This is a genomic window from Pseudomonas vranovensis (assembly GCF_040438935.1).
GTDB lineage: Bacteria > Pseudomonadota > Gammaproteobacteria > Pseudomonadales > Pseudomonadaceae > Aquipseudomonas > Aquipseudomonas vranovensis.
In genome coordinates, this window is the sequence record NZ_CP159259.1 from 2,366,294 (window position 1) to 2,390,038 (window position 23,745).

The window sequence follows — 23,745 nt, forward strand, 5'->3', positions numbered from 1 at the left end:
CGGATTTTTACGGAAACGTTTTTTATGGACGTACGCCATCTCAAATACTTCGTTGCGATCGTAGAGTGCGGGAGCTTATCCAAGGCTGCGGGGCAATTGTTCGTCTCGCAACCCTCGTTGAGCCAGCATATCGCCAACCTTGAAAGCGAACTTGACACCGCCTTGCTTCTGCGTAGCCCGTTGGGTGTGAGACCGACCGAAGCCGGTACGCTGCTTTATCGGGATGCGCAGCAAATACTGCGACAGATGGACGATCTGCGTCGGCAGGTCACCACGGGCGTCAGAACCGTTTCCGGCTCGGTGACCATCGGTTTGCCTACAACGATCGCCGCTGTGCTGGCAGCCCCCCTCCTCGAGCGCACTCTCGCCCTGTATCCGGATATTCGTTTGCATATCATCGAGAGCATGAGCGGGTATATCAGCGAACTGTTAGCCAACAGTCGGGTAGATCTGGCGGTCCTGTTTCGCGACACCGAAACCCGCGGCGTGTCGGTTCAGGCATTGTTTGACGAAGACCTTTATGTGATTGGCAGTGCCGGTCTTGACTTAAGTTCCGAACAGCTTGATTGCCCTCTGCACGAGCTGGCTGGTGTCCCACTGGTGACGCCTGGTAGTGGGGTCGGGTTAAGGCTACTGATCGAACGTACATTCGCCAAGGAAGATGTTGGGTTGAACATTATCGCCGACATCGACTCATTGCCGACGATGATCGAAATAGCCTGTCGTGGCATTGCCTGCACCATCCTGCCTGCCTCATCTCTGATGACCAAGGCCCGGGACTCGTGGCCGCTCGTACGCAAAATCAGCAAACCAGGCATGAGCAGACCCGCTAGCCTTTGTTGGTCCACATCGCTGCCCACAACTGCCGCCAACCTAGCAATCAGGCACTTGATTCCTTCACTGATAACTGAGCTACAAACCAGTGGTGAATGGGTCGGCATTACATTGCGAGAAGCGTCTTGAACTTGGGAAAGCTGCGGAACACCCAACCGATCTAACGTTCAGTCAGCGTGTTGCAAATGCTATTTCCGATTGGCCATTTGATTATTCAGGCTTCCCAAGAACTGGGGATTTCTTCAAGCGCAGAGAGTCATTCTATTAGGACGCTGGAGGAGGCCGCGGTTGTCTCGTTTCGTGGAAGCATGTCCGATAATCGATCTTCGTCTTTCAGCAAGCACCGATTACGCCCAGTTTGAAAATTATGACTTCGACTTGGATGTCGTCTATGGCGAGCGAAGATCCAGTCTTAATGAAAAGTACCCTTAACTGTCGAACACGTCACTCCGCTATGCGGCCCCTACTGGCCGAAAGCGTTCGCAGTCCGCAGGACCTCTACGAGCACCGACTGATTCAGTGCGACGTCCAAATGCTCCAATGGAAAGGATAGTTTGAAGCTAATCACCTGATACCGCCTCACCACTACGCTCTGCGCGTTGACCGCAGCAATATGGCGATCGCCGCAGCGGTAACCGGCCTGGGTGTCGTATTGGAATCAACTCTACTGGCTGAAGGTGAAATGCAAACAGGATCATTGGTAGCGCCATTGCGTGCGGTGACACATCCAATACATAAGCCATTATCTCGTCTATCCAAAACGACGATCCCGCCACAAAGCTGCGAAGGTGTTCAAAAAATGGTTTCGCAACGAATTCGGCGTCAGACCGATGGATAATTCTTGATTTCATTGGTGCCTTGCTCGAAACGTCGCAGGTGCCAGAGGAGCTAGAGCCGATGAGTAGCAAGCGAGGCTTGGGCACGTACCATCGCGGAGCAAGCTCGCTCTACAGAGTTGGGCGGGAGCGGGCTTGCCGCGATGGACCTGTCAGGCCGAAGCCAGGCTCATCGATTTGTGCGTATCAATCAGGTGCTGCACCACACTCGGGTCGGCCAGGGTGGAGATATCGCCCAGGGCGTCATACTCGGCCGTGGCAATCTTGCGCAGGATACGGCGCATGATCTTGCCCGAACGGGTCTTGGGCAGGCCCGGTGCCCACTGGATGACATCCGGCGAAGCAATCGGACCAATCTCTTTACGCACCCAGTTCTTCAGCTCCATGCGCAGCGCCTCGTTCGGCTCTTCGCCACCGTTGAGGGTGACGTAGACATAGATGCCCTGCCCCTTGATGTCGTGCGGTACGCCAACCACGGCGGCCTCGGCGACTTTCGGGTGGGCAACCATGGCGCTTTCGATCTCGGCGGTCCCCATGCGGTGACCCGAGACGTTGAGTACGTCATCGACCCGGCCGGTGATCCAGTAGTAGCCGTCTTCGTCGCGACGGGCACCGTCGCCGGTGAAGTACATGCCACGGAAGGTCTTGAAGTAGGTGTCGACGAAGCGGTCGTGATCGCCGTACAGCGAACGCGACTGGCCTGGCCACGAGTCGAGGATCACCAGGTTGCCCTCGGCAGCGCCTTCGATCAGGTTGCCCAGGTTGTCCACCAGGGCCGGCACCACACCAAAGAACGGACGGGTTGCCGAGCCCGGCTTGAGCGCCGTGGCGCCTGGCAACGGGCTGATCAGCACGCCGCCGGTCTCGGTCTGCCACCAGGTATCGACGATCGGGCAACGCTCCTTGCCCACCGTCTGGTAGTACCAGTTCCAGGCTTGCGGGTTGATCGGCTCGCCCACCGAACCCAGCAGGCGCAGGCTGGAGCCATCGGCACCGGCGACCGCAGCCTGACCTTCGGCCATCATTGCGCGGATCGCGGTAGGCGCGGTGTAGAGGATGTTGACCTTGTGCTTGTCGATGATCTTCGCCAGGCGGGTGATGTCCGGATAGTTTGGCACGCCCTCGAACAGTACGGTGGTCGCGCCATTGGCCAGTGGACCGTAGACGATGTAGCTGTGGCCGGTGACCCAGCCGACGTCGGCGGTGCACCAATAGACTTCACCCGGACGGTAGTCGAACACCCGCTCATGAGTCAGCGCGGCATAGACCATGTAACCACCGGTGGTGTGAAGCACACCCTTGGGCTTACCGGTGGAGCCGGAGGTATAGAGGATGAACAGCGCTTCTTCGGCACCCATCTCTTTCGGTGCGCAGTGGCTGGAGGCAACCTTCATCAGGTCCTCGAACCAGATGTCGCGGTGCTGGTGCCAGGCAATGTCGCCGCCGGTGCGCTTGCAGACGATGATCTTCTGTACGCTGGCGGTTTCCGGATTGGTCAGGGCCAGGTCAACATTGGCCTTGAGCGGCGTACGACGGCCACCACGCAGACCTTCGTCGGCGGTGATCACCACTTTCGACTTGCAGTCGATAATGCGTCCGGCCAGCGCTTCAGGCGAAAAGCCACCGAACACCACCGAGTGGATCGCGCCAATACGGGCACAGGCCAGCATCGCCACTACGGCCTCGGGAATCATCGGCATGTAGATAGTCACGACGTCACCGCGGTGCACGTCCTGACCGCGCAGGGCGTTGGCAAACTTGCACACCTGCTCGTGCAGTTCGCGGTAGGTAATGTTGCGGTGCTCGGAAGGGTCATCGCCCTCCCAGATGATTGCGACCTGATCACCACGCTCGGCCAGGTGGCGGTCCAGGCAATTGTAGGCGACGTTCAGAGTGCCGTCGGCAAACCATTTGATATCGACATGGTGATCGTCGAAGGAAGTCTGCTTGACCTTGCTGAAGGGCTTGATCCAGTCCAGGCGCTGCGCCTGCTCACGCCAGAAGCCGTCCGGGTTGATCACCGACTGCTGGTACATGGCCTTGTAGGTCGCCTCATCAGTCAGGGTGGTGGCCACAACCTCGGGACGAACGGGATACAGGGGAGCCGCACTCATGATTATCTACCTCGGTGTCATAATTGTTTTTGTTGGATCAGCTGAAGCTGCACACAAAGCTCACGCAAAGCGATCAAATACTGAAACGTCCCAACAGCCTATCTTGCTCCCCGACATGCTCGACCATGGCCGAGCACTGGTTGGCCTGCTGTTCCGCGCTACCGGAAACCTCAACGCTGATATCGCGGATCGTGGTGGTATTCCGGTTTATTTCCTCGGTCGTAGCACTCTGCTGTTCAGCCGCCGCAGCGATCTGCAAGTTCATCTCGTTTATGCGGTTGATCGCTTCGCGTATGCGTTCAAGCATCCCGTTAGCAGCGATCGCGTCTTGCGCCGTTTTGCTGGCGGTGTCCCGGCTGAATTGCATACGTGATTGCGCTTGTTTAACGCCCGACTGCAACTGGTCGATCATCTGGCGTATCTCCTGAGTGGAGTGCTGGGTTCTCGACGCAAGCGACCGCACCTCATCGGCAACCACTGCAAAGCCGCGCCCGGATTCGCCCGCCCGTGCCGCTTCGATGGCGGCGTTGAGCGCGAGCAGATTGGTTTGATCGGCGATGCTGGTAATCACCGAGAGAATCGACTCAATGTTCTGGCTGAGCAGGGACAACTCATTGATGGCACAGCCGGTAGCGTCCATTTCCTCTGCCAGACGCAGAATTGCATCGGTCGAGCGCGAAACCAGGGCAACGCCGTTGGCGGTCTGCTCATCAGCGGCCACCGCTGCCTGCGCCGCCGCCTGCGCATTGCCGGCGACCTCTTCAGCGGTGGAAGCCATCTCCTGCATGGCCGTGGCCAACTGCTCCAGTTCCTGCAGTTGCGTCTGCACGCGGTCGGCCGTCTGGCTGGCCTCCACCGATGCCACCGTCGTGCTTTCACGCACGTGCTGGGCACTGCTCACCACATCGCCAATGAGCGTTCTGAGGTTTTGCAAAAACCGGTTGAACTGTGCCGAAACCAGCGATATTTCATCGTTGCCCGTAACGGGCAGCTCACGGGTCAGGTCGCCTTGCCCGTCATTGATGTCTATCAACGAGTCTTTCAGGCGGTCCAGTGGACGCAGCAACATTTTCACCCAGAACCCGAGGAGCAATAGGCTGATCAACACGCCAAGGCCGGTGCCGACAACCGCGCGCCAGCCCAGCACACGGGCAGCGGCCATCACCACCCCTTCATCCAGAACGATGCCGATGTACCAGTCCATGCCCTTGAGTTGGCTAAGGGGAATGAAAGCGACCAGAAGGGTCTTGCCGTCGTGGTTGATCTCGCGCAGCTTGCTCTCAAGAGGCGGAAGATCACCGGCAAAAACCTCACCGTAGGATTTGCCATTCAGTTGGGTTTGCGGGTGCGAAATGATGTTGCCGTCCTTGCTTAGCAGAAAGGCATAGCCGGCACCGCCGAAGTCCAGGGTGTTTATAGCGTCTGCTACCGCCTTCAAATGAATCTGCCCACCGAACACGCCGATAGTCTGGCCAACATCGCTGACCTTGCTCACCGCAGATATCAGAATCTCGCCGGTGGTGGAATCTGGGTAGGGCTCGGTAAACACGGCATGATTGGCGGTTTTACCCACCCCATACCATGGCCGCGTACGCCCATCATAATCAGCCTTGGGGTTCCAGGAAGCGCTGGTAATCAGCGGCTTTCCGGTGGATTCGTAGGCACCGAAGACCATTTTGAATTCTGTGTTGAGCACCGGCGAATCGAGAACGCGTTGAGTGGCCTCGGGACTGTACTGGCTATTGATGGCCTGGCCAGCCAGATCAATCAACAGCAATTTGCCATTGAGCCAGTTCTCAATCTGCCTGGCCATGGTATTGCTGGTTTCCGCGATGTTGGCCTCCACCTGATCGCGCAACAGTTCGCGCACTTGAGTAACCTGCAGCAGCGACAACAGGCCGGTGGTGACGAACAGCACACCGGCGGCCACAAGACTTACCTTGTAACGGATCTTCATTAAGCACTCCAACGAGGCGGGCTGATCGCATTGCCTTTACGAGCCGTTGACGCGCCCGGCAGCGCATGCAAATGGCTGCCGAGAGCGATTACCAAGGGATTAGAAGAAGCCGAGCGGATTGATGTCGTAGCTGACCAGCAGGTTCTTGGTTTGCTGATAATGATCGAGCATCATTTTGTGGGTTTCGCGACCGACGCCAGACTTTTTGTAGCCACCGAACGCGGCGTGAGCCGGGTACAGGTGGTAGCAGTTGGTCCATACGCGGCCCGCTTTGATGCCCCGGCCCATGCGGTAGGCGCGGTTGATGTCGCGGGTCCACAGGCCTGCACCAAGGCCAAACTCGGTGTCGTTGGCAATCGCCAGGGCTTCCGCTTCGTCCTTGAAGGTAGTGACGCCGACGACCGGGCCAAAGATCTCCTCTTGGAACACACGCATTTTGTTGTGGCCCTTGAGCAGGGTTGGCTGGATGTAATAACCCGCCGACAAGCTGCCCTCAAGTTTCTCCACCGTGCCGCCAGCAAGCAGCTCAGCGCCTTCCTGTTCAGCGATTTCCAAATAGGAAAGGATCTTGTCGAACTGCTGCTCGGACGCTTGGGCGCCGACCATGGTGTCGGTGTCCAGCGGATCGCCGCGCTTGATCTGGTTGATTTTCTTCAACACTTCAGCCATGAACGCCGGGTAGATCGACTCTTGAACCAAAGCTCGCGACGGGCAGGTGCACACTTCGCCCTGGTTGAAGAAGGCCAGCACCAGGCCTTCGGCGGCTTTTTCAATAAAACTCGGCTCAGCCTGCATGATGTCTTCAAAGAAGATATTCGGCGACTTGCCGCCCAGCTCTACCGTAGAAGGAATGATGTTCTCGGCAGCACATTTCATGATGTGCGAGCCCACCGGGGTAGAACCGGTGAAAGCGATCTTGGCAATGCGCTTGCTGGTAGCCAGTGCCTCACCGGCTTCACGGCCGAAACCATGCACGATGTTGAGCACGCCAGGCGGCAGCAGGTCGCCAATCACTTCTAGCAGGACAGTGATGCCCAGCGGCGTTTGCTCCGCCGGCTTGAGCACGATGCAGTTACCCGCAGCCAGGGCGGGTGCCAGTTTCCAGGCAGCCATCAGGATCGGGAAGTTCCACGGGATGATCTGTCCGACTACTCCGAGCGGCTCGTGAATGTGGTAAGCCACGGTGTTACCGTCGATTTCGGCAGCACTGCCCTCTTGGGCGCGCAGGCAACCGGCGAAATATCGGAAGTGGTCGGCGGCCAACGGAATATCGGCGTTGAGCGTTTCGCGGATCGGCTTGCCATTGTCCCAGGTTTCAGTAATGGCCAGCAGCTCAAGATTCTGTTCGATGCGATCAGCAATTTTTAACAGCATCGTCGAGCGAGTCAAAACTGACGCGCGCCCCCAAGCATCTGCAGCGGCATGAGCCGCGTCCAGAGCGCTGTCGATATCTTCAGCGCTAGAGCGCGGGAACTCGGCAATCGGCTGACCATTAACCGGAGACGTGGTAGTGAAATATTCGGCGTTGATCGGAGCGACGAATTCGCCGTTGATAAAATTGCCGTAACGTAGCTTGAAAGACACCTTGGAACCTTCGGTGCCGGGATGTGCATAGCGCATGAAATTCTCCTAATTATTGTATTTAGCTGGAGGAGCCTGGAACGGGCGTATCAGGTAAATATCCCGCTTGGGTCAGCGGGTTAGCCATCGCCGGTACGTTGATGCCGTTGTAGAATTAACAGGTCCCTGCCCAAGCTCAAATCGATTATTCGTAGGGCTTGATTGGTTAAATCGATACACCGCGAACAGCGCACACATTAACTAGGCCTGAGGCAGTGCGCTGTCCTCAAACAGCTCGGAAATCATCGGTCGGTTGCGCCGAGTTTCCAGGCAACAAAGGTAATAACTGATATTGAAGGGCTGCTCGACAAATGCGATCGCTTTGGTGCCGGGCCGGTCTGCGTATTCCACTGACGATACGAACCCCACCCCGATGCCATGAACGACGGCATGCACGATGGCTTCGCGACTGTTCAGTTGCATGATGCAATTAAGTTTTACGGTATGGGCAGCGCAGCCCTCCTCAACCAATTGACGGGTGCGCGAGCCTTTCTCCCGGAGTACTACCGGTTGACCAATAATATCCTGAACACTTACCTCATATTTGCTTGCCCATGGATGGTCATCGCGCACGACTGCAAGAATCGGGCAGGCACGGTACAGCTGAGTACTTAAACGCGGATCAAACTCGGACAAAGCCAAAATAGCGATATCGATATCAAAGTTATACAACCGGTCAAGTGTTCCAGCTTCTGTGGTGAACGACGTTTCCAACTCTACATCCGGATATTTCTGCATGAGCGAATAGGTCAGACTCATGGCAATCGGCGGTGAAACGGCACCAATTCGTAACATCCCGTGCTTGCGCTGACGAAAACTTTGCAGCAACTGAATTGCTTCATTTTCCTGACCAAATAATCCTTGGGTGATATCGTAAAGCATATGCCCGGCAGCGCTCAACTCGACATACCGACCACGGCGATGAAACAACTCTACAGAGAACTTTTTCTCCAGCGCACTCACTTGCTCACTGATGGTGGGCTGGCCAATATTTAGATACTCCGATGCCTGGGTAAAACTCCCTGTGCGGGCGACCGCATGAAAGGATCGTAGCCACTTATGGTATTGATACATAGTACGTCATCTCCTCCGAGCACCTGATCACTTCATGCTAAAACGATACCTGTGCGAGCCAATTGAAGAGAAACCATCTGCATCATAGACCACTCTGATTTTCACAGCATTTCTTTCCTAAAAATGTACCCAAAAACCGCCCCAAAAAAAGGTCGCCGACCACCCACGCCTCTATGACGGGGGAGTCGATTCGTAAATGGTCGACGACCAAGAGGGAAACGTTGACCTGCTAAATTATTAGGCTGATGCCCGATAAATCTGCAACCAATACTTAGAAATTTATTACATAACTGGCGATCACACGATTTTCGTCGCCACTGTCTGCATAGTTGGAACGGTTCGTCGCGTTCCGCCAGCGAAGCGAAAAATTCTTCAACGGACCTGACTGAACGACGTAGATGATATCGGTACTGCGCTCCCACTCATGCCCCTCATCGTCCAGAGCGCGCAACTCCGCAGACTTTGAGGTATTAATGTTGGTGGGGTCGACATCTTCACCTTTCACGTAACGCAGGTTGAAGGTCAAGCCGGGAATACCCAACGCAGCGAAGTCGTAGCCGTACCCCGCGTAGATGGCCTGTTCATTAGCCAACGAGAACGTACTCACCAACATTTCGCCAAACAGATAGGTATCGGTGCCGGATAGGTAAGGGTATGCGGTGTCGCCAGAACTTTTCTGATAACCGCCGCTCAACGTATGCCCCGCGATGGAGTAGCCTATATTACTGCTGAATGTCCGGTTATCCACTTCCCCGACTAGCTTGCGTCCACTTTCACGAGCGTCAAAGTAACGAGCTTCGGCAAAGGCCTTTCCAGCGCCCAACGGGGCGTTAAACTTTATGCCCAGATAATCACGCCGGAAAATATCATCAAGCTCGCTCAAATGATAGGAAAGCGTCAGGTTGGGTAGCACCTGGTAGTCCAGTCCACCATAAGAATAGTGGTCGCCACTCACGCCTGCATAGCCACCAAATTGTGAGGTCAAGGTTAGATCATCGGAACTTGACGAATCGCGCTGCTTGACTGAGTCGACCTGACCCGCTGTCACTGTCAACCCAGTGATATCTTTAGATACAAGCTGCGCGCCGTTAAATATTTGTGGGAGCAAACGACTATTGTTCGACGACAAAAGAGGAAGTACGGGATTCAACCCACCCATTCGTAATTCGGATTGCGCAAACCTCACCTTGCCAGTTACAGCAAGTTTTGAATAGTCATCTTCAGCGCGTTTATCCGCCCCGCGCGGCAGCAAACCTGTGCCGGTACGGTCAGGACTGGAATCGAGTTTCAGCCCCAGCATCCCGATTGCGTCCACACCAAAACCCACCGCACCATTCGTATATCCAGATTGCAGATTCAGGATAAAACCTTGGGCCCACTCCTCGCGCTTTGACTGGCTGGGTGTACCGTCGCGAAAGTCTCGGCTGTAATAAAAATTTCGCAGCTCCAGCGAGCCTTTACTATCACCAATAAAATCAGCGAAAGCGTTAGACGCACCAGGTAATAAAGTTGCATACAGCCCAGCTTTCAGGTAGTGACGAGGTCTTGTTTTCATTATTGTTTGATCTCTACGTTGAATAATTCACACACGCACGTTGACTCGCTGACAACGCCCAGCGTGTTCAGGGTTTCGGCAGAAAACGTGGATGAAAGGACAGTCAGTGATCCAAAATTTTGTATGATGCTGGTACCCGGGTCATAGCCGCTAATTAAAGCGGTGCTGATTTAATTTCCTCCTGTAGAGTTCTGCCTGCCCCGCGAGAGCGGAAACAGGCAGCGGGGGATACTTAAATCAAAACTCAGCAGGCTTGAGGCATTTCACCGCGAGCTAGACGCTTGTTGATGTCATCGATTACAGCCGGCAGCTCGGCGATAGTGTCGATGAGGTAGTGCGGTCGCGAGCCTTCAAACATCTGACCAATGCGCGCGCGTTCTTCAGCCAGCGCTTCCAGAGACAAGGCTTTGTATTCGTCATAGGTCAACCCCAGAGCGTTACCCGAACAGGTCAAAGCAACCGTCCACATACCCGCACTCCGACCTTCCAGAATACCTGGCCAAGTGTCGTCGACTTTCACGCAAGCTGCGACATCGTCGATTCCCAGTGCGATGACGTTAGCCAACGCTTGGGCTGGATGCGGACGGCCATTAGGTACCTCGTCGGTAGCCACCACATGGTCAGTGACGTAGCCATTCTCGCGGGCCAGGTCGACCACTTTCTGCATGACCACTGCAGGGTAGCCGGAGCACGAGCCGATTTTAAGGCCTTTGCTACGCAGAGTGGCGATGGCTTCCAGAGCACCTGGAATCAGAGCTGAGTGCACGGCAATCTTTTCGATCTGCAACGGCATGAAGCGCTCATAAATGGCGGTGACATCGTCGTCGGTCGGCGTACGGCCAAAGGCTTTACGATAACGTTCGGCAATTTCCGGCACATTGCAGAGGGTACGGATATGATCCCATTTGCCCATACCCATTGGGCCGCGGGCTTCTTCCAGAGTCACCGCGACGCCGAACTCGCCAAACGCTTCGACAAATATTTGAGTCGGAGCAAAAGAGCCGAAGTCTACAACAGTGCCCGCCCAATCCAGGACGACAGCTTTAAGGTGAGTAGGTTGTTTGTAGTTCATATTGGTACTCCACTTAGTTTTCGTTTGGCTTACCCCGAAGAGCAATAGCCACATTACAGGGTTAGGATCAATCGCCAACGCAATTATTGTTCAGCGTTAGCGCTATTAAATAACTTTTCAATCAATGGGCGCTCATGGCAAATGCGCAAGCAACACAGGTAATATTCGATCCGCAGCGGCTCGTCGATAAAACTTATCGCGCATGTCCCGGGCAACTCAACATATTCCACGGCAGAAACAAAGCCGATCCCAATGTTTTGCATGATGGCATGGGTTATCGCTTCACGGCTGTTCAACTGCATAACGCAATTTAGCGTTATGCCGTGCTGCCGGCAGCACGCTTCGACCAATTGCCGGGTACGCGACTGTGACTCGCGCAACACCAACCTCTGACCGCTGATCTGCCTGATGCTCACCTCGCCCAGCGTGGCCCAAGGATGATCATCACGAACAACGGCTACGATTGGGTAACTTCTATACAGCTGCGTATAGAGACGTGGATCGAAGTCAGAATGGGCAAGAACCGCTGCGTCGATATCAAGATTAATCAAACGCTCCAATGTTGCCCTTTCGGTCTTGAACGAGGTCTCCAATTCGATTTCAGGATAGCGTTGCATAAACGAATAGATAATGTTCATGGCCACCGGCGGTGAAACGGCTCCCAAGCGCAGCGCTTCTAAATTTTGCTGCCCCCTATTGAAAGCCTGCACCGCTTGCTCCTCTTGCTCGAACAGTCCCTGGGTGATCGCGAACAGTTGGCGGCCAACCGTGCTAAGTTCGAAGCGGCGTCCATCGCGATGGAGAAGTTCGACCGCGAATTTTTCCTCTAGGGCACTGACTTGGTTGCTTACAGTCGGCCGACCGACGCTCAGGTACTCAGCGGCAAGGGCAAAACTTCCAGTCCTTGCCACTGCGTGGAAAGATCGGAACCACTCATTGTATTGATACATAAGCGGCTCCTGGTTGAGCGAGTCAGCGTCGTTGTACAAGTTGCAGACTTCAGCGCCGGATAAACAGTGCTACGGTTGCGCTGGAAAGACAGGCCGCAGTCACCACGATGAAGATCAGCGAAGTGTTACCGGTACTATCGAGCATTGCGCCGATCAGTGGCTCTGCAAGACCTGCAAACAGGTAGGAGGAAAAGTTCATGATCCCGGTGGCTGTACCCGCACGTTTGGCGCCGACCAGATCAGGGCACAGGGCCCAGAAGCTGGAGGCGGGGCCATATACGAAGAAGCCGCAAAGGAACAAGGCTACCAGACCGATTGCGCTATGGGCTGGCAGACTCCACATCCACAGGCTGGTCGCAGCGCCGAGGAACATGTACAGCATGATCGCCAGGTAGCGCTTGGAACCAAACAACTTGTCGGATACCCATCCGTTGCTCAGCGCACCGACGGCCATACCTACCGGCAGTGCGACGGTAATCCATTTAGGGTCGATGAAGCCGTCACCGTGTTTCCAGTCAGCACCCAAGAAGTGCACTGGCACCCAAACGATCAAGCCATAGCGAGCGGCGTTCTGGAAGCCAAGGGAAACAGCAGCAATGATCAGGCGGAAGTTTTTCAGCACCGCTTTGTAACGTTGTGCTGAAGTTTCCACTTCACCGTCAGCAACTTCATGGTCCTTATCGCCGGCATTAGCCACACCCGTGTCGGCGAGTGGTTCAAAGCCGAGATCTTGCGGCCGTTCACGAGCAATCAAGTAGAACAGGATGCCACCGGCCAGCATCAACAATACCGGCAGGCGGAAGATCCAGCGCCACTCGAGCTGGAAGACCTCCAGCACAACGATCGAGGTGACGTACGACAGTACCGATGCACAGCCCGCAGCGAAGACATAGAAGCCGTAGACTTTGCCACGTTCACCGGCGCTCCACCAGTTCGAAAGCAAGCGGCTCCCTGGCGCCCAGCCTAATGCCTGGAAGTAGCCGTTGATGCCCCATGGCAAGATCAGACTGACAAGGCCACCGGCAAAGCTGGTCACCCAGTTGGCGCCACAGGATAAGACGGCGCCCAGGCTCATAATGCGTCGGCCGCCGAACTTGTCTGCAAGGTTGCCGTTGATTGCTTGACCGATGGCATAAGCCCATAACATCGCGGCCGATGCCCAACCTAGCGTTTCTTTGGTCAAGCCAAACTCAGCCTGAATGCCAGGGATGGCAAAACCAAAGGTTTGTCGTCCGGTATAAAAGAACAAGTAGCACAACATAGCAGCCAATAGCATGCGCCATTGAGCCGCACGGAAGGATGGCGTTGACACGGCAAGACCTGACAGGGTGTCGGCACGATTCATGATATTTTCCTTTTTGTTCGTTCCCACCGGTCGTTTGCTGGCGGGGGTGGCACTCTTTTTTGGTGCATCAGGAAAGCGCTGCAGTAAATACTGCAGCTAATGGGATTCGTCCCTAGGCGGCTTGAGCGCCGATAAAGTTCTTGCCTCGCGCGCCTTGCATGGCAAACGCGATCATTTCTTCCGCCTCCTCTGCCGACACGCCATAGTCGATAAACTCGGTTTTTACCTGCAGCGCGTGGAGAAACGCACGCAGTTGCGACTGTGCCGTGCTCAGGTCGCTACCGAATACTTGTTGCAAAGTGCGGTCACGCGCTTCATCCCGCCCCCATGCCAGACCCAGGACCAGCGGCAGCGTGAAGGAACAGGCAATGCCATGGGGCAGCCCGTGGCGCAGCGTCATTTCATAGGAAATGGAGTGGGCAAGTGCCGTCTTTGTGTTGGAGAAGGCCATACCAGCCTTGAGTGCGGCCAGTGCCATGCGTGAGCGCAACTCCTTATTGGAGAGATCGCGATACAGCTGGGGCAAACACTCAAGAATGTCGCGAATGGCAGAAATGGCGAAGTTATCCGAGATCGGATTGGCGTTGACGTTCCAGATCGATTCCAGCGCATGAGACAACGCATCCAGACCGGTTGAGACAGTAACGCCAGCCGGCACGGTCAGCATCAGCTCAGGGTCGATGATGGCTACCTTTGGCCAGGTGCAATCCAAGTGCAGCGAGTACTTTTTCTGGCTCGCACTGTCCCAGATCGTCGCCCACGGGGTTACTTCACTGCCGGTACCGGCGGTAGTAGGCGCTGCAATGAGCGCTTTGCTACGGGCGGGCACAAACGGTTTACCTGTTGCCAGCAAGCCCAGGAGTTCTTCAAAGGTGCCGCTTTCGGTGCCCACAATTAGTGCTTTCGCAGTGTCGATAGCGCTGCCACCGCCAACCGCAATTACCGTTTCGCAATCCCCAGCCTCCCGCCAGAAACGCTCATAAGTCCCGCGCAGCTGGGCCACATCCGGATTAGGTTGTACATCTTCGATGATGTACACCAGCCGATCGCCCAGCAGACTCTCAAGGCGGTCCACGAGACCCAGGCCGCGAGCTTCCGGAAAAATGACCAGCGCGACTTTTTGCTGATCGGTGAGGGAAACCAGTTCCTTCAGGCTGCCATAGCCATAGCGCGTGTCGACCGGGTTGTGGAAACGAGCAGTCATGACGACTCCTTGGTTTTATTGTTGTTGGAAGGTGTCGTCATACTCAGTGGGGCAGTCAAATAGCTCAAATCGATTGTTTGCAGGTCACTATCGGCTCAGCCGATTTCTTAGCGTCAATGGGATAAGGAGACGTCCAGCCCGTATAGCGGTAACGCGGTCGACTCAGAAAGTGGAGCCCTACAGGGTCGGCGTTGAGCCCAATGGGATAGCGGCGATTAAACCTGAGCACCTAGCCTGCAGGACCACCGATGACCCGGGGGGCGGGAACAAGAACCTCGACTGGAGACTCAGGAAGCGGCAAACAATCCGATTTGACTCTCGTATTTAATTGCACGCTGACTAGCGCCGCAATTTCTCTGCCCCCCTTAGAGGTTTCCCTGCTCAAGCAACCAGCGCTCAAACGTGCGATGAATCACTGTCTTGGCAACGCCTGCCGGCGTAAGGCTGTAATAGCGCCGACTGGGTGTGCGGATGTGCGCAAATGGCAGTACCAGCCTGCCAACCTCAACGTCATGCTCAAGCGTAGGCATCGGACCGATGCCCAGTCCAAGACCATCGATCAGCGCGGTGTAGGTCACGTAGAAATGATCGAAACGCTGACGCCGGGAGGTGCCATGTTCGGTAGAACCGGCCGCGTTCAACCACTGCTGCCAATCACCTGGACGCGTCTCGGTATCAAGCAGTACATGCGCCGAAAGCTCGTGCAAGGCATTAAGTGGCGCTCGCGCCAACAAACCTGGCGCGGCCACAACAGTAAGCCACTCATCCAGAAACGCCTGCGCACTGAAGTGATCGGCCTGCGGCGAACCGCGGCGGATGGCCAGGTCGAAGCTGCCTGCCAGCGAAATTTGCTGGGTGGTGGCGGTCTGCACCTGAATCAACATGCCAGGATGCTTTTGATGAAAATCTTCAAGGCGCGGAATCAGCCAGCGCATGGCAAACGTTGCCGGTGCGCTGACACGCAACAGCATGGTGGCGCTGCCCTTGCCATAGCGTCCGGCTGCGTCGTTGATGCGCTCAAAGGCTTCACTGACTTCCAGCGCGAACGCCAGTGCATGAGAGGTCGGCGCCATGCGCTGCCCGGCGCGCTCGAACAACTTCTGACCCAGCCAGTCTTCTAGGGTCTGGATCTGCCGGCTGACGGCGCCATGGGTGACATTGAGCTCTTCTGCCGCAGCGCTGTAGCTGCCGGCGCGGCATGCGGCGAGAAACGCCTTGAGGGCGGGTAATGGCGGAATACGGCTCATGTCAGTCCTGGCACCCACTGTGAATTAAACTCACAAGCAGGCGACTAAATAGCACAACTTGAACATTATTTGCACGTTAATGTACTCGCACAGTCCCCAAAGCGAACCCTGTCATGAACGACTCGATTACCCTGCATCAACGCCAGTACGCTCTTCCGACCCAACCGGTGGTGGTGGTTTGCATCGACGGCTGTGACCCCCAGTACCTCACCCAGGGGATCGCCGATGGCGTTTGTCCGACCATCGCACGGTTTCATACCCAGGGCTTTGCCAGCACCGCCGATTGTGTGATGCCCTCCTTCACCAATCCCAACAATGTTTCGATCGTCACCGGTGCAGCGCCTGAAGTGCATGGCATCGCCGGCAACTACTACCTGGACCGCGACACCGGCAAAGAAATCATGATGACCGACGCCAGCCTGCTGCGCGGTGAAACGCTGCTCGCGCTGCTGTCTCACGCTGGTGTCGCCGTGGCTGCCGTCACGGCCAAGGACAAGTTGCGCAAGGTGTTGGGGCACAACCTCAAGGGCATCTGCTTTTCCTCGGAAAAAGCGGCTACCTGCAGCCTTGAGGAGCATGGTATCGAAGACGTGTTGTCGTTGGTCGGCCGTGGGCTGCCCGATATGTACTCTGGCGATCTGTCACTGTTTGTGCTTGATGCCGGCCTTGCCTTGTTAAAGCAAAAACGGGCACAGGTGTTGTACCTGTCATTATCCGATTATGTTCAACACAAATATGCCCCGGGAACCGAAGCGTCCAATATATTCCTCAAGGCCATTGATGATCGCCTACAAGCTTTTATTAACGAAGGGGCGATAGTCGGGTGTGTTGCCGATCACGGCATGTCTGATAAAAATAACAGCAACGGCATGCCAGACGTTATCTTTCTGCAAGACAAACTTGAACAACGGTTTGGTGTTTCAAGTGCGCGAGTTATTTGCCCCATTACTGATCCATTCGTTCGCCACCATGGCGCACTGGGTTCATTTGTCCGGGTGTATGCCAAGGACTCTGCCAACATCGAGGCGATGATCGATTACATCAGTGGCCTGAGCGGTATCGCAGACGTACTGAGCCGCTCCCAGGCTGCGGCAAAGCTTGGACTTCCGGAAGATCGCGAGGCCGATATTGTGGTCGTGTCCAGCGAATCCTGCGTGCTGGGCTCATGCGCCAGTGAACATGACCTCTCCAGTATCGGCGACAGGCCGCTGCGCTCCCACGGTGGCTATTCCGAGCAGTCAGTACCGTTTTTACTTTCTCACCCACTGAAAGAAACGTATCTACAACGCGCAAGCACGAACCGCCTGCGAAACTTCGACATCTTTGACTTCGCGCTTAACGGCATACAACACCAACAATAACCCCTTTTTTCTCATAGCGCACCCAAACAACAATGCAGCCCTGCCAAAACAGGGCTGCATTGTTGTTTGGGTGAAGTTTATATATATAAAACCCCTCACCTGTCACACAGTTGCAACATGAAAGAGCGAAGATTTTTATATGAAAAACATCAGACGCTGCATCCTCATCATGTGTGACAGCCTACGCCGGGACTTGATACTTCCGGACAGCAGTCCAACACTCACTGCACTGGCACGAAACGCCTGCTGGTTCGCCAATGCCCGTGCCGTGTTTCCTTCCACAACGCGAGTCAGTTCCGCCTCGATCGCTACCGGCTGCCACCCAGGACGCCACGGCTTGCTTGGCAACAAAATGATCCTCGATGAGGTCCGAGGCCTGCGCTGCCACAATGTTGGCGAACCAGCATTTCGCGACCATTTGCAGCACAGCACTGGCCGCACCCTGCGTGTGCCTACCCTGGCGCAGCGGGTAGCGGAACATGGTGGTGCCTGCATCATGTCCAACGTCTCTCCCGGTGCGGCTTATTTCAATGATCCGGACGGCTTTGGCGAGGTGTTCCATAGCGCCGGGTCCTATGGCCCAGGTCGTGTGCCCTATCTGGACGAGCGCAGCCTGCCGATCAAATCCGGCTATGCCGGTGACCGGCAGATGACCGCGCGCTTTTGCCAGAAACTGCTGGCAACCGATGCGCCGACTATTGCCACCCTCTGGCTGTCGGAACCCGATCACAGCGGCCACGGCCATCCCTTGGGATCGCCCGCGCACTTTGCCGCTATTAGCCATGCCAATGCGTGCGTCCAGCAGGTGCTGGAGGCGACCGAACAGTTACGCGCGCGTGGTGAAGAGGTGTTGTTAATGGTCGCCTCCGACCACGGCATGGAAACCGTGACCCACCAGGTCGACGTTGGCCTGGCGCTGGTGGAAGCAGGATTGAAAGCTACAGCCGACAGCGACGACGTGGTGATTGCCCCCAACGGCAGCTCTTGCATGATCGCCCTCGCCCCGCGTGCCCGCGTGTTGCAATCGGCCATCGTACGTTTTCTAAGCCAGCAGCCGTGGTGCGCTGCGGTACATGAAGACCAGGCCCTGGCGCAACTGGGTCTGTCGGCAAACGATTCCGGTAACACGCTCGCCGTGATCATGCGCAGCGACGACCAGGCCAATGCTTTCGGAGTACCCGGGAGCACCTGCATTGTTGCCGACGCCCAAGACCCTAAGTCGTACATCGGTCATGGCCAACATGGCGGGCTTGGGGCCTTCGAGCAGGCACCCTTTCTGATCGTACAAGGCGACGGATTTCCGGCAGGCAGCACCTGCCGTGCTCCTGTGAGCCTGATCGACTTTGCCCCGACCCTGCTGCATTTTTTGGGATTGCCTTGCGACGACATGGATGGCAGCCCGCTGCAGTTTCGGACATCCGCTGACGCCTGACCTCTTCCAGGAGCTGTACTTCATGCATCGACGTACGCTGATCCAACTCTTCGCCGCCGCGTCCTGCGCCGGGTTGTTCCCGCCTTTGCTGCGCGCAGGCACCGGTGGCTCGCCCAAGGCTGGCGGCACGTTGAAGATCGCCCTGATGGGCCTGGACACTGCTGATCCGCATCGCCATTCCGGCTCGATTTCGGTACAACAGGTATACGTCGAGACGCTGACCAGTATTGCCGACGACGGTCAGGTCAAGCCCTTTCTCGCCGAACGCTTCGAGGTGTCGGCCGACGGCAAGATCTACACTTTTTACCTGCGCGACAATGTGCGCTTCCACAACGGCCGTACTCTGACCGGCCAAGACGTGCGGGCCAATCTGGTGCGGGTCAGGGATACCATCAGTGGCGGCTGGCTGAGCAATACAATGAAGCTTGTCAAGGAGATCAGCGTACCCTCGCCGCTGGTGGTGCAGATCGATATGAAAGAAGCCTATGCACCGTTCCTGAGCCTGTTGTCCGAGTTGTGGATCGTGGCCCCGGAATCCGAAGGCTGGAATTCAACCATCACCCGCCCTGTCGGTACCGGGCCCTTTACCTTTGGTACCTGGCAAGCCAATCAGCGCTTCCATGCCCCAGCCTTCAAACAGTACTGGCAGCCGGGCCTGCCGTACCTCGATGCGGTCGATTTCGACTTGCGCGGCGACCGCGACAATAGCCTGTCGCTGCGCTCCGGCGACCTGCATGTGGCGTATGTCAATAACGACCGCCTGGCATCACTGCGCAGTGACAACATCGATGTGCAATTCCTGGGCGATACCTCCTGGTACTTTCTGTCGTTCAACAACCGCAAGCCCAGCACGATCCTTCAGGACATACGCGTCCGCCAGGCGATTGCCTGCACGATCGATAAATCGGCCTACATGAACTTCATCGGCGGCAGCGAGGCGATGGTCAGCAACCAGTTGACCCGCCCCAGTACCTTCTATTGGGATCAAGGCCTGGAACAGCTGGACCCCTTCGCCAGGCCAGACATGGACCGTGCGCGCAAGCTGCTCCAAAGCGTCGGGGTCGAAGCTGCCCAACACACCTTGAAGGTCGTGTCTTGGCAACAGGACTATGCCCAGGTAGCGGTGCAGATGGTCCGCGAACTGGGGTTCAAGGTTGACCATCAGGCGCTCGACGACATCGGTGCGCAACGAGTCCTGAGCCAGTATGACTGGGATCTGGCCCCTTTCAGCTCCGGCCCGCGGGCCGATGTTTACCTGCGCTATGCGCGGTTTGAATCGCAAGGCCCCAGCCCGATGCTGTGGGGCGGTATCCAGGACCCGCAACTTGATCAACTGATCACCCGGGCTGTGGATTCCTCATCGCCAGAACAAGCCCGAACGCGGTATCTGGCGGCCTGGCAACGGGTGATGGACAAGCTCTACACCCTGGGTATCGGTCACAGTGCCGATGCCATTGGCGTGGCAGCCAACGTGCAGGGCTACCGGACCGGTTACACCTGGAGCCAGAACAGAATCGATGGAGGCCTGGCCCACACCTGGATAAGCGCATGAACCGGATCATCAAACAATGGCCCTGGCTGGTGCTCGGCACTGCCGTACTGATCGCCCTGCTGGCACCGCTGCTGGCGACCCAGGATCCGTACGCTCAAAGCCTGCTGGCACGCAACCTAGCACCTTCGGCACAACATTGGCTGGGCACCGACAGCTTCGGGCGCGACATTCTCGCCCGTTTGGTCGCAGGTACGCGCCTGACGCTGCTGGTAGCCGTTGCCGCCACATGCATCGCCTTCATGGGAGGGGTTGGGCTGGGGCTCATCGGATGCCTGGCTGGTGGCGTTACCCGCACCGTGATCTATGCCGGCTTCGACATGATCCTGACCCTGCCAGCCATCCTCTTGTCGCTGGCGTTGATGGTGGCACTGGGGGTGGGTACAAGTTCGGTGATCCTCGCTGTCGGCATCGCCTTCATGCCGCTGTTTGCCTATGTGACGCGGGCCGTTTATGAGCGCGAATCTGCCGCCGGCTGACGTCACAGCAGCCCGAGTGATTGGTGTGTCGCCACTGGCCATTGCCTGGCGCCACGTGATGCCCAATGCCATCGGTACCCTGCTCACGCAGATCGCCATTGTGATGCCGCGGGCCATCACCACCGAATCGGTCCTGAGCTTTTTCGGCATGGGCGTGGCGCCGGATGTGCCGACCTGGGGACGGATCATCGCCAGCGCCGCAGGCTTTGCCGAACAGGCGCCACTGTCACTGCTGTTTCCAGTCCTGGCACTGGCGCTGACCACACTGTCGCTCTCCATGGTTGGCAACCGGATGCGCGAGCACTTCGACCCTTTAAGTAAACCGCTCGCCTCTGGAGCCTGACATGCAACTGTTCTGGAAATCCGCGCCGTACCTGCTGCGTCAGTTTTGCAGCATCGCGGCCATCAGCTTCATTATTTTCATGCTGGTGCGCGCGGTGCCGGGTGATGTCACCGACTACTACTCGGCCCGTGGCGACTATGACGCCAACGCCCTGCAGGCCATGCGTCAACAGTTGGGGCTTGATGACAGCCTGGCCGTGCAATTTGTAAGCTGGCTCAAGGCTGCGCTGCAAGGCGACCTGGGGCAGTCCATGCGCTTCGGTACAGCGGTTTCAGGGATGCTCGGCGATGCCTTGCCCAACTCATTGTTGCTATCGGCAGCAGCCCTATCGTTCGGTTTGCTCACGGGCATGGCGATCGCCGTACTGGCATTGGCGTTTCCCGCCTGGCGGCTGGGCAAGTTGCTGGAAGGCCTGAACGTCTGGTCGATCGCGGTGCCGACATTTTGCACCGGGGTGATCGTCATCCTGGTGTTTTCGGTGTGGCTACGCTGGCTGCCGATCCGCGGGCAACTGCTAATGCCGGTGATCATCCTGGGCCTGGACATTGCCGGCCAGTTGGTCAAACCGTTGTATGAAGAACTGCGCACTACGATGCAGGCGCCGTTTGTCCGTACGGCACGGGCCAAAGGCTTGTCCAACTGGCGCATTGCCTGGCGCCATGTGCTGCCCAACTCCTTGTCGGTACTGGTGGCAATGTCCGGCGTCATCCTGGGTGGGCTGATCGGCGGCACGCTGACCATGGAGGCGCTCTTCTCCCTGCCTGGCCTGGGCAGCCTCACGCTCGAAGCCATCCACGGACGCGACTACACCGTAATCCAGGCCGCCGTCATGCTGCTCGCCACCTTCGTGGTGCTGGTCAACATTGCTACCGCCGCCTTGCAGGTGTGGATCGACCCACGCCTGACACGCAACCACTAATGAGGAATCCGCAATGTCCGGCCCCCTGCTGTCCATCCGTGACCTGAGTATTCGCTACGCCAGTAAAACGGTAGTCAACGGTGTCTCCTTCGATATCCATCCCGGCGAAGTGCTGGGCGTGATTGGTGAGTCTGGCAGCGGCAAATCGCTGAGTGCCCTGGCAACCCTGGGGTTGCTGCCTGATTCGCCCCAGATCACAGGTGAGCTGCGTTACCGAGGGCTGGACCTGCGGCAACTGGATATCAAGGGCTGGCGCAGCATCCGCGGCCGTGAAATAGCCATGGTGTTTCAGGACCCGATGACATCGCTCAACCCGTTGATGACCCTAGGTGCGCAGATTATCGAAGCCATGCCCGATAACAACAGACGCAACTGCGAACAGAACTCCCACAAGGCCCTGCAATTGCTGCAGGAAGTTGGCTTGCCGGAGCCTGCGCGTCAGCTCACACGCTTTCCTTTCGAGTTGTCCGGCGGCCAGCAGCAAAGGGTGATGATTGCCATGGCGCTGGCCTGTGATCCGCAGCTCTTGATCGCCGATGAACCCACAACCGCGCTGGACGTCACCACACAAGCACAGGTGCTGGCCCTGTTGCGTGACATCCAGAAGCGCCGTGGCATGGCGATGCTGTTCATATCCCATGATCTGGATGTGGTTCTGGCCATGGCCGATCGGGTTGCGGTAATGCGCCACGGCGATCTGTTGGAGCAAGGCGCCGCCCGAGCGATTCTGCACAACCCACAACATGACTATACCCGCGCCCTGACCAACGCCCATAAGCGTCGGATGCCTGCCGGGCGGGCGAAAAGCAACGTACAAGACCTACCACTACCAGCAGTACGCCTGAGCGGCGTGAACGTCGAATTTGGCAAGGGGCGACAACGCAAACAAGTACTACACGACATCAACCTGCACCTTGCAGCCGGGACCACGCTGGGCATTGCCGGGGAGTCGGGCTCCGGCAAGAGCACCCTGGCCAAGGCCATCATGGGGTTGGTGACCCCCAGCAGTGGAAGCATTGAAGTGTGCCGGATCAACCCAGCCAGCCCACCGGATCGCCAGGCGTTTGCGCGCACCTGCCAGTACATCTTCCAGGACACAGCAGGCAGTCTGAACCCACGCCATAGCATCCTACAGGCACTTCTAGAAGCCGTGCAGATCCAGCAGCGAGGTACAGCGAAACCGATGGATGACTTAGTGGCGTTTTGCGCCCAATTGCTCGCAAGCGTCGGCCTGGATGCCCACCTGTTGCAGTGTTACCCGCATCAGTTGTCCGGGGGACAACGTCAACGCGTGGTCATTGCCCGAGCGCTGGCGATGGAACCGAAGGTACTAGTGTGCGACGAGCCGGTGTCGGCGCTCGATGCCACGGTCAGGAACCAGATTCTGGATTTGATCATGGGCATCAAAAAAGAGCGCAACCTGACACTAATCTTCATCGGCCATGATATTGCGGTGATGCAGGACATCGCCGATCAACTGGTGGTCATGCGCCATGGTCGCATTGTTGAACAAGGCGACGCACACACCCTTTTCAACGCGCCGCGCTCGCCGTTTACGCTGGAGCTGTTGCAGGCCAGTCACTTGTCGCGCGATTCTTCGATGAGCTCTCGCGGACAAGCCGATTGTGTCTAAGGCTGAAGGTCTGTATTTCCCGATCACCTGGAGTAGGAAAGGTGGCGGCCCACGTCCAACCCGAGCTCAGGCAAATCAATAGGCCAAGGCATAGCTCTTTGGCGTTGGCGGAGGATGACATCCGTTCAATTCCCATTTGGTTGACTCCAACTTGACCTGATATTGGGCGCGAACCAGGGCAAAGGGGTCTATAGGATTGGTTCGGTTCTTTACGCTAACTT

At 56.9% G+C, this 23,745-nt stretch carries 18 protein-coding genes; 8 read left to right on the plus strand and 10 right to left on the minus strand.

Features of this window, described 5'->3' with window-relative positions; all coding sequences use genetic code 11:
* Nucleotides 1-24: 24 nt before the first annotated feature.
* On the plus strand, nt 25-963 hold the full coding sequence (locus ABVN19_RS10830) for a LysR substrate-binding domain-containing protein (RefSeq protein WP_105642471.1): 939 nt from the start codon (nt 25-27) through the stop codon (nt 961-963).
* An 859-nt stretch (nt 964-1,822) separates the two neighbouring features.
* Here ABVN19_RS10830 and acs read toward each other — a convergent pair.
* The 10 genes from acs to ABVN19_RS10880 form a co-directional block, all read right to left on the minus strand.
* Entirely contained in the window at nt 1,823-3,784 is a 1,962-nt protein-coding gene (gene acs, locus ABVN19_RS10835; RefSeq protein ID WP_353632805.1) for an acetate--CoA ligase, read from the minus strand.
* A gap of 73 nt (nt 3,785-3,857) precedes the next feature.
* Nucleotides 3,858-5,741: a methyl-accepting chemotaxis protein gene (locus ABVN19_RS10840; RefSeq protein ID WP_105642057.1), complete on the minus strand. Its 1,884-nt coding sequence runs from the start codon at nt 5,739-5,741 to the stop codon at nt 3,858-3,860.
* Nucleotides 5,742-5,840: 99 nt separating this feature from the next.
* A complete protein-coding gene (locus ABVN19_RS10845) occupies nt 5,841-7,361 on the minus strand; it encodes an aldehyde dehydrogenase family protein (protein WP_105642056.1) in 1,521 nt (506 codons plus the stop codon).
* Nucleotides 7,362-7,562: 201 nt separating this feature from the next.
* Nucleotides 7,563-8,435 carry a LysR substrate-binding domain-containing protein gene (locus ABVN19_RS10850; RefSeq protein ID WP_105642055.1) on the minus strand — a complete coding sequence of 291 codons (873 nt, stop codon included), beginning with the start codon at nt 8,433-8,435 and terminating at the stop codon, nt 7,563-7,565.
* 271 nt (nt 8,436-8,706) lie between these two features.
* A complete protein-coding gene (locus ABVN19_RS10855) occupies nt 8,707-9,990 on the minus strand; it encodes an OprD family porin (RefSeq protein ID WP_105642054.1) in 1,284 nt (427 codons plus the stop codon).
* 244 nt (nt 9,991-10,234) lie between these two features.
* Nucleotides 10,235-11,062 carry a phosphonoacetaldehyde hydrolase gene (phnX, locus tag ABVN19_RS10860; protein ID WP_105642053.1) on the minus strand — a complete coding sequence of 276 codons (828 nt, stop codon included), beginning with the start codon at nt 11,060-11,062 and terminating at the stop codon, nt 10,235-10,237.
* Nucleotides 11,063-11,145: 83 nt separating this feature from the next.
* Entirely contained in the window at nt 11,146-12,012 is an 867-nt protein-coding gene (locus ABVN19_RS10865; protein WP_105642052.1) for a LysR substrate-binding domain-containing protein, read from the minus strand.
* 49 nt (nt 12,013-12,061) lie between these two features.
* On the minus strand, nt 12,062-13,357 hold the full coding sequence (locus ABVN19_RS10870) for an MFS transporter (RefSeq protein WP_105642051.1): 1,296 nt from the start codon (nt 13,355-13,357) through the stop codon (nt 12,062-12,064).
* A gap of 112 nt (nt 13,358-13,469) precedes the next feature.
* Entirely contained in the window at nt 13,470-14,561 is a 1,092-nt protein-coding gene (gene psrA / locus ABVN19_RS10875) for an iron-containing alcohol dehydrogenase PsrA (protein ID WP_105642050.1), read from the minus strand.
* 365 nt (nt 14,562-14,926) lie between these two features.
* Nucleotides 14,927-15,808 (minus strand): LysR substrate-binding domain-containing protein, encoded by an 882-nt coding sequence (locus ABVN19_RS10880; protein ID WP_105642049.1) that lies wholly within the window; start codon nt 15,806-15,808, stop codon nt 14,927-14,929.
* Nucleotides 15,809-15,921: 113 nt separating this feature from the next.
* On the opposite strand from ABVN19_RS10880, the gene phnA reads away from it, so the two are divergent.
* The 7 genes from phnA (at nt 15,922) to ABVN19_RS10915 (ending at nt 23,524) form a co-directional block, all read left to right on the plus strand.
* The gene (gene phnA, locus ABVN19_RS10885; protein ID WP_105642048.1) at nt 15,922-17,169 is read left to right on the plus strand and encodes a phosphonoacetate hydrolase; all 1,248 of its coding nucleotides are present in this window, start codon (nt 15,922-15,924) and stop codon (nt 17,167-17,169) included.
* A gap of 169 nt (nt 17,170-17,338) precedes the next feature.
* Entirely contained in the window at nt 17,339-18,601 is a 1,263-nt protein-coding gene (locus ABVN19_RS10890) for an alkaline phosphatase family protein (protein ID WP_256585855.1), read from the plus strand.
* A 22-nt stretch (nt 18,602-18,623) separates the two neighbouring features.
* Nucleotides 18,624-20,153, plus strand: coding sequence for an ABC transporter substrate-binding protein (locus ABVN19_RS10895; protein WP_105642046.1), 1,530 nt, complete (start codon nt 18,624-18,626; stop codon nt 20,151-20,153).
* Nucleotides 20,150-20,629, plus strand: coding sequence for a hypothetical protein (locus ABVN19_RS10900; RefSeq protein WP_353632806.1), 480 nt, complete (start codon nt 20,150-20,152; stop codon nt 20,627-20,629). Before ABVN19_RS10895 ends, ABVN19_RS10900 begins: the two co-directional genes overlap by 4 nt.
* Nucleotides 20,604-20,972 carry an ABC transporter permease subunit gene (locus ABVN19_RS10905; RefSeq protein ID WP_353632807.1) on the plus strand — a complete coding sequence of 123 codons (369 nt, stop codon included), beginning with the start codon at nt 20,604-20,606 and terminating at the stop codon, nt 20,970-20,972. Before ABVN19_RS10900 ends, ABVN19_RS10905 begins: the two co-directional genes overlap by 26 nt.
* Before the next feature lies 1 nt (nt 20,973).
* Nucleotides 20,974-21,891 carry an ABC transporter permease gene (locus tag ABVN19_RS10910; RefSeq protein ID WP_105642044.1) on the plus strand — a complete coding sequence of 306 codons (918 nt, stop codon included), beginning with the start codon at nt 20,974-20,976 and terminating at the stop codon, nt 21,889-21,891.
* A gap of 13 nt (nt 21,892-21,904) precedes the next feature.
* The gene (locus tag ABVN19_RS10915; RefSeq protein ID WP_105642043.1) at nt 21,905-23,524 is read left to right on the plus strand and encodes an ABC transporter ATP-binding protein; all 1,620 of its coding nucleotides are present in this window, start codon (nt 21,905-21,907) and stop codon (nt 23,522-23,524) included.
* Nucleotides 23,525-23,745: the final 221 nt, after the last annotated feature.

What these genes read in the sequence shown, in the direction of transcription:
- ABVN19_RS10850 (WP_105642055.1), bottom strand. Translation starts at nt 8,435, where the DNA reads ATGTATCAATACCATAAGTGGCTACGATCCTTTCATGCGGTCGCCCGC.
- ABVN19_RS10895 (WP_105642046.1), top strand. Translation starts at nt 18,624, where the DNA reads ATGCATCGACGTACGCTGATCCAACTCTTCGCCGCCGCGTCCTGCGCC.
- ABVN19_RS10830 (WP_105642471.1), top strand. Translation starts at nt 25, where the DNA reads ATGGACGTACGCCATCTCAAATACTTCGTTGCGATCGTAGAGTGCGGG.
- phnX (WP_105642053.1), bottom strand. Translation starts at nt 11,062, where the DNA reads ATGAACTACAAACAACCTACTCACCTTAAAGCTGTCGTCCTGGATTGG.
- ABVN19_RS10870 (WP_105642051.1), bottom strand. Translation starts at nt 13,357, where the DNA reads ATGAATCGTGCCGACACCCTGTCAGGTCTTGCCGTGTCAACGCCATCC.
- psrA (WP_105642050.1), bottom strand. Translation starts at nt 14,561, where the DNA reads ATGACTGCTCGTTTCCACAACCCGGTCGACACGCGCTATGGCTATGGC.
- phnA (WP_105642048.1), top strand. Translation starts at nt 15,922, where the DNA reads ATGAACGACTCGATTACCCTGCATCAACGCCAGTACGCTCTTCCGACC.
- ABVN19_RS10855 (WP_105642054.1), bottom strand. Translation starts at nt 9,990, where the DNA reads ATGAAAACAAGACCTCGTCACTACCTGAAAGCTGGGCTGTATGCAACT.
- acs (WP_353632805.1), bottom strand. Translation starts at nt 3,784, where the DNA reads ATGAGTGCGGCTCCCCTGTATCCCGTTCGTCCCGAGGTTGTGGCCACC.
- ABVN19_RS10915 (WP_105642043.1), top strand. Translation starts at nt 21,905, where the DNA reads ATGTCCGGCCCCCTGCTGTCCATCCGTGACCTGAGTATTCGCTACGCC.
- ABVN19_RS10900 (WP_353632806.1), top strand. Translation starts at nt 20,150, where the DNA reads ATGAACCGGATCATCAAACAATGGCCCTGGCTGGTGCTCGGCACTGCC.
- ABVN19_RS10910 (WP_105642044.1), top strand. Translation starts at nt 20,974, where the DNA reads ATGCAACTGTTCTGGAAATCCGCGCCGTACCTGCTGCGTCAGTTTTGC.
- ABVN19_RS10840 (WP_105642057.1), bottom strand. Translation starts at nt 5,741, where the DNA reads ATGAAGATCCGTTACAAGGTAAGTCTTGTGGCCGCCGGTGTGCTGTTC.
- ABVN19_RS10865 (WP_105642052.1), bottom strand. Translation starts at nt 12,012, where the DNA reads ATGTATCAATACAATGAGTGGTTCCGATCTTTCCACGCAGTGGCAAGG.
- ABVN19_RS10905 (WP_353632807.1), top strand. Translation starts at nt 20,604, where the DNA reads ATGAGCGCGAATCTGCCGCCGGCTGACGTCACAGCAGCCCGAGTGATT.
- ABVN19_RS10845 (WP_105642056.1), bottom strand. Translation starts at nt 7,361, where the DNA reads ATGCGCTATGCACATCCCGGCACCGAAGGTTCCAAGGTGTCTTTCAAG.
- ABVN19_RS10880 (WP_105642049.1), bottom strand. Translation starts at nt 15,808, where the DNA reads ATGAGCCGTATTCCGCCATTACCCGCCCTCAAGGCGTTTCTCGCCGCA.
- ABVN19_RS10890 (WP_256585855.1), top strand. Translation starts at nt 17,339, where the DNA reads ATGTGTGACAGCCTACGCCGGGACTTGATACTTCCGGACAGCAGTCCA.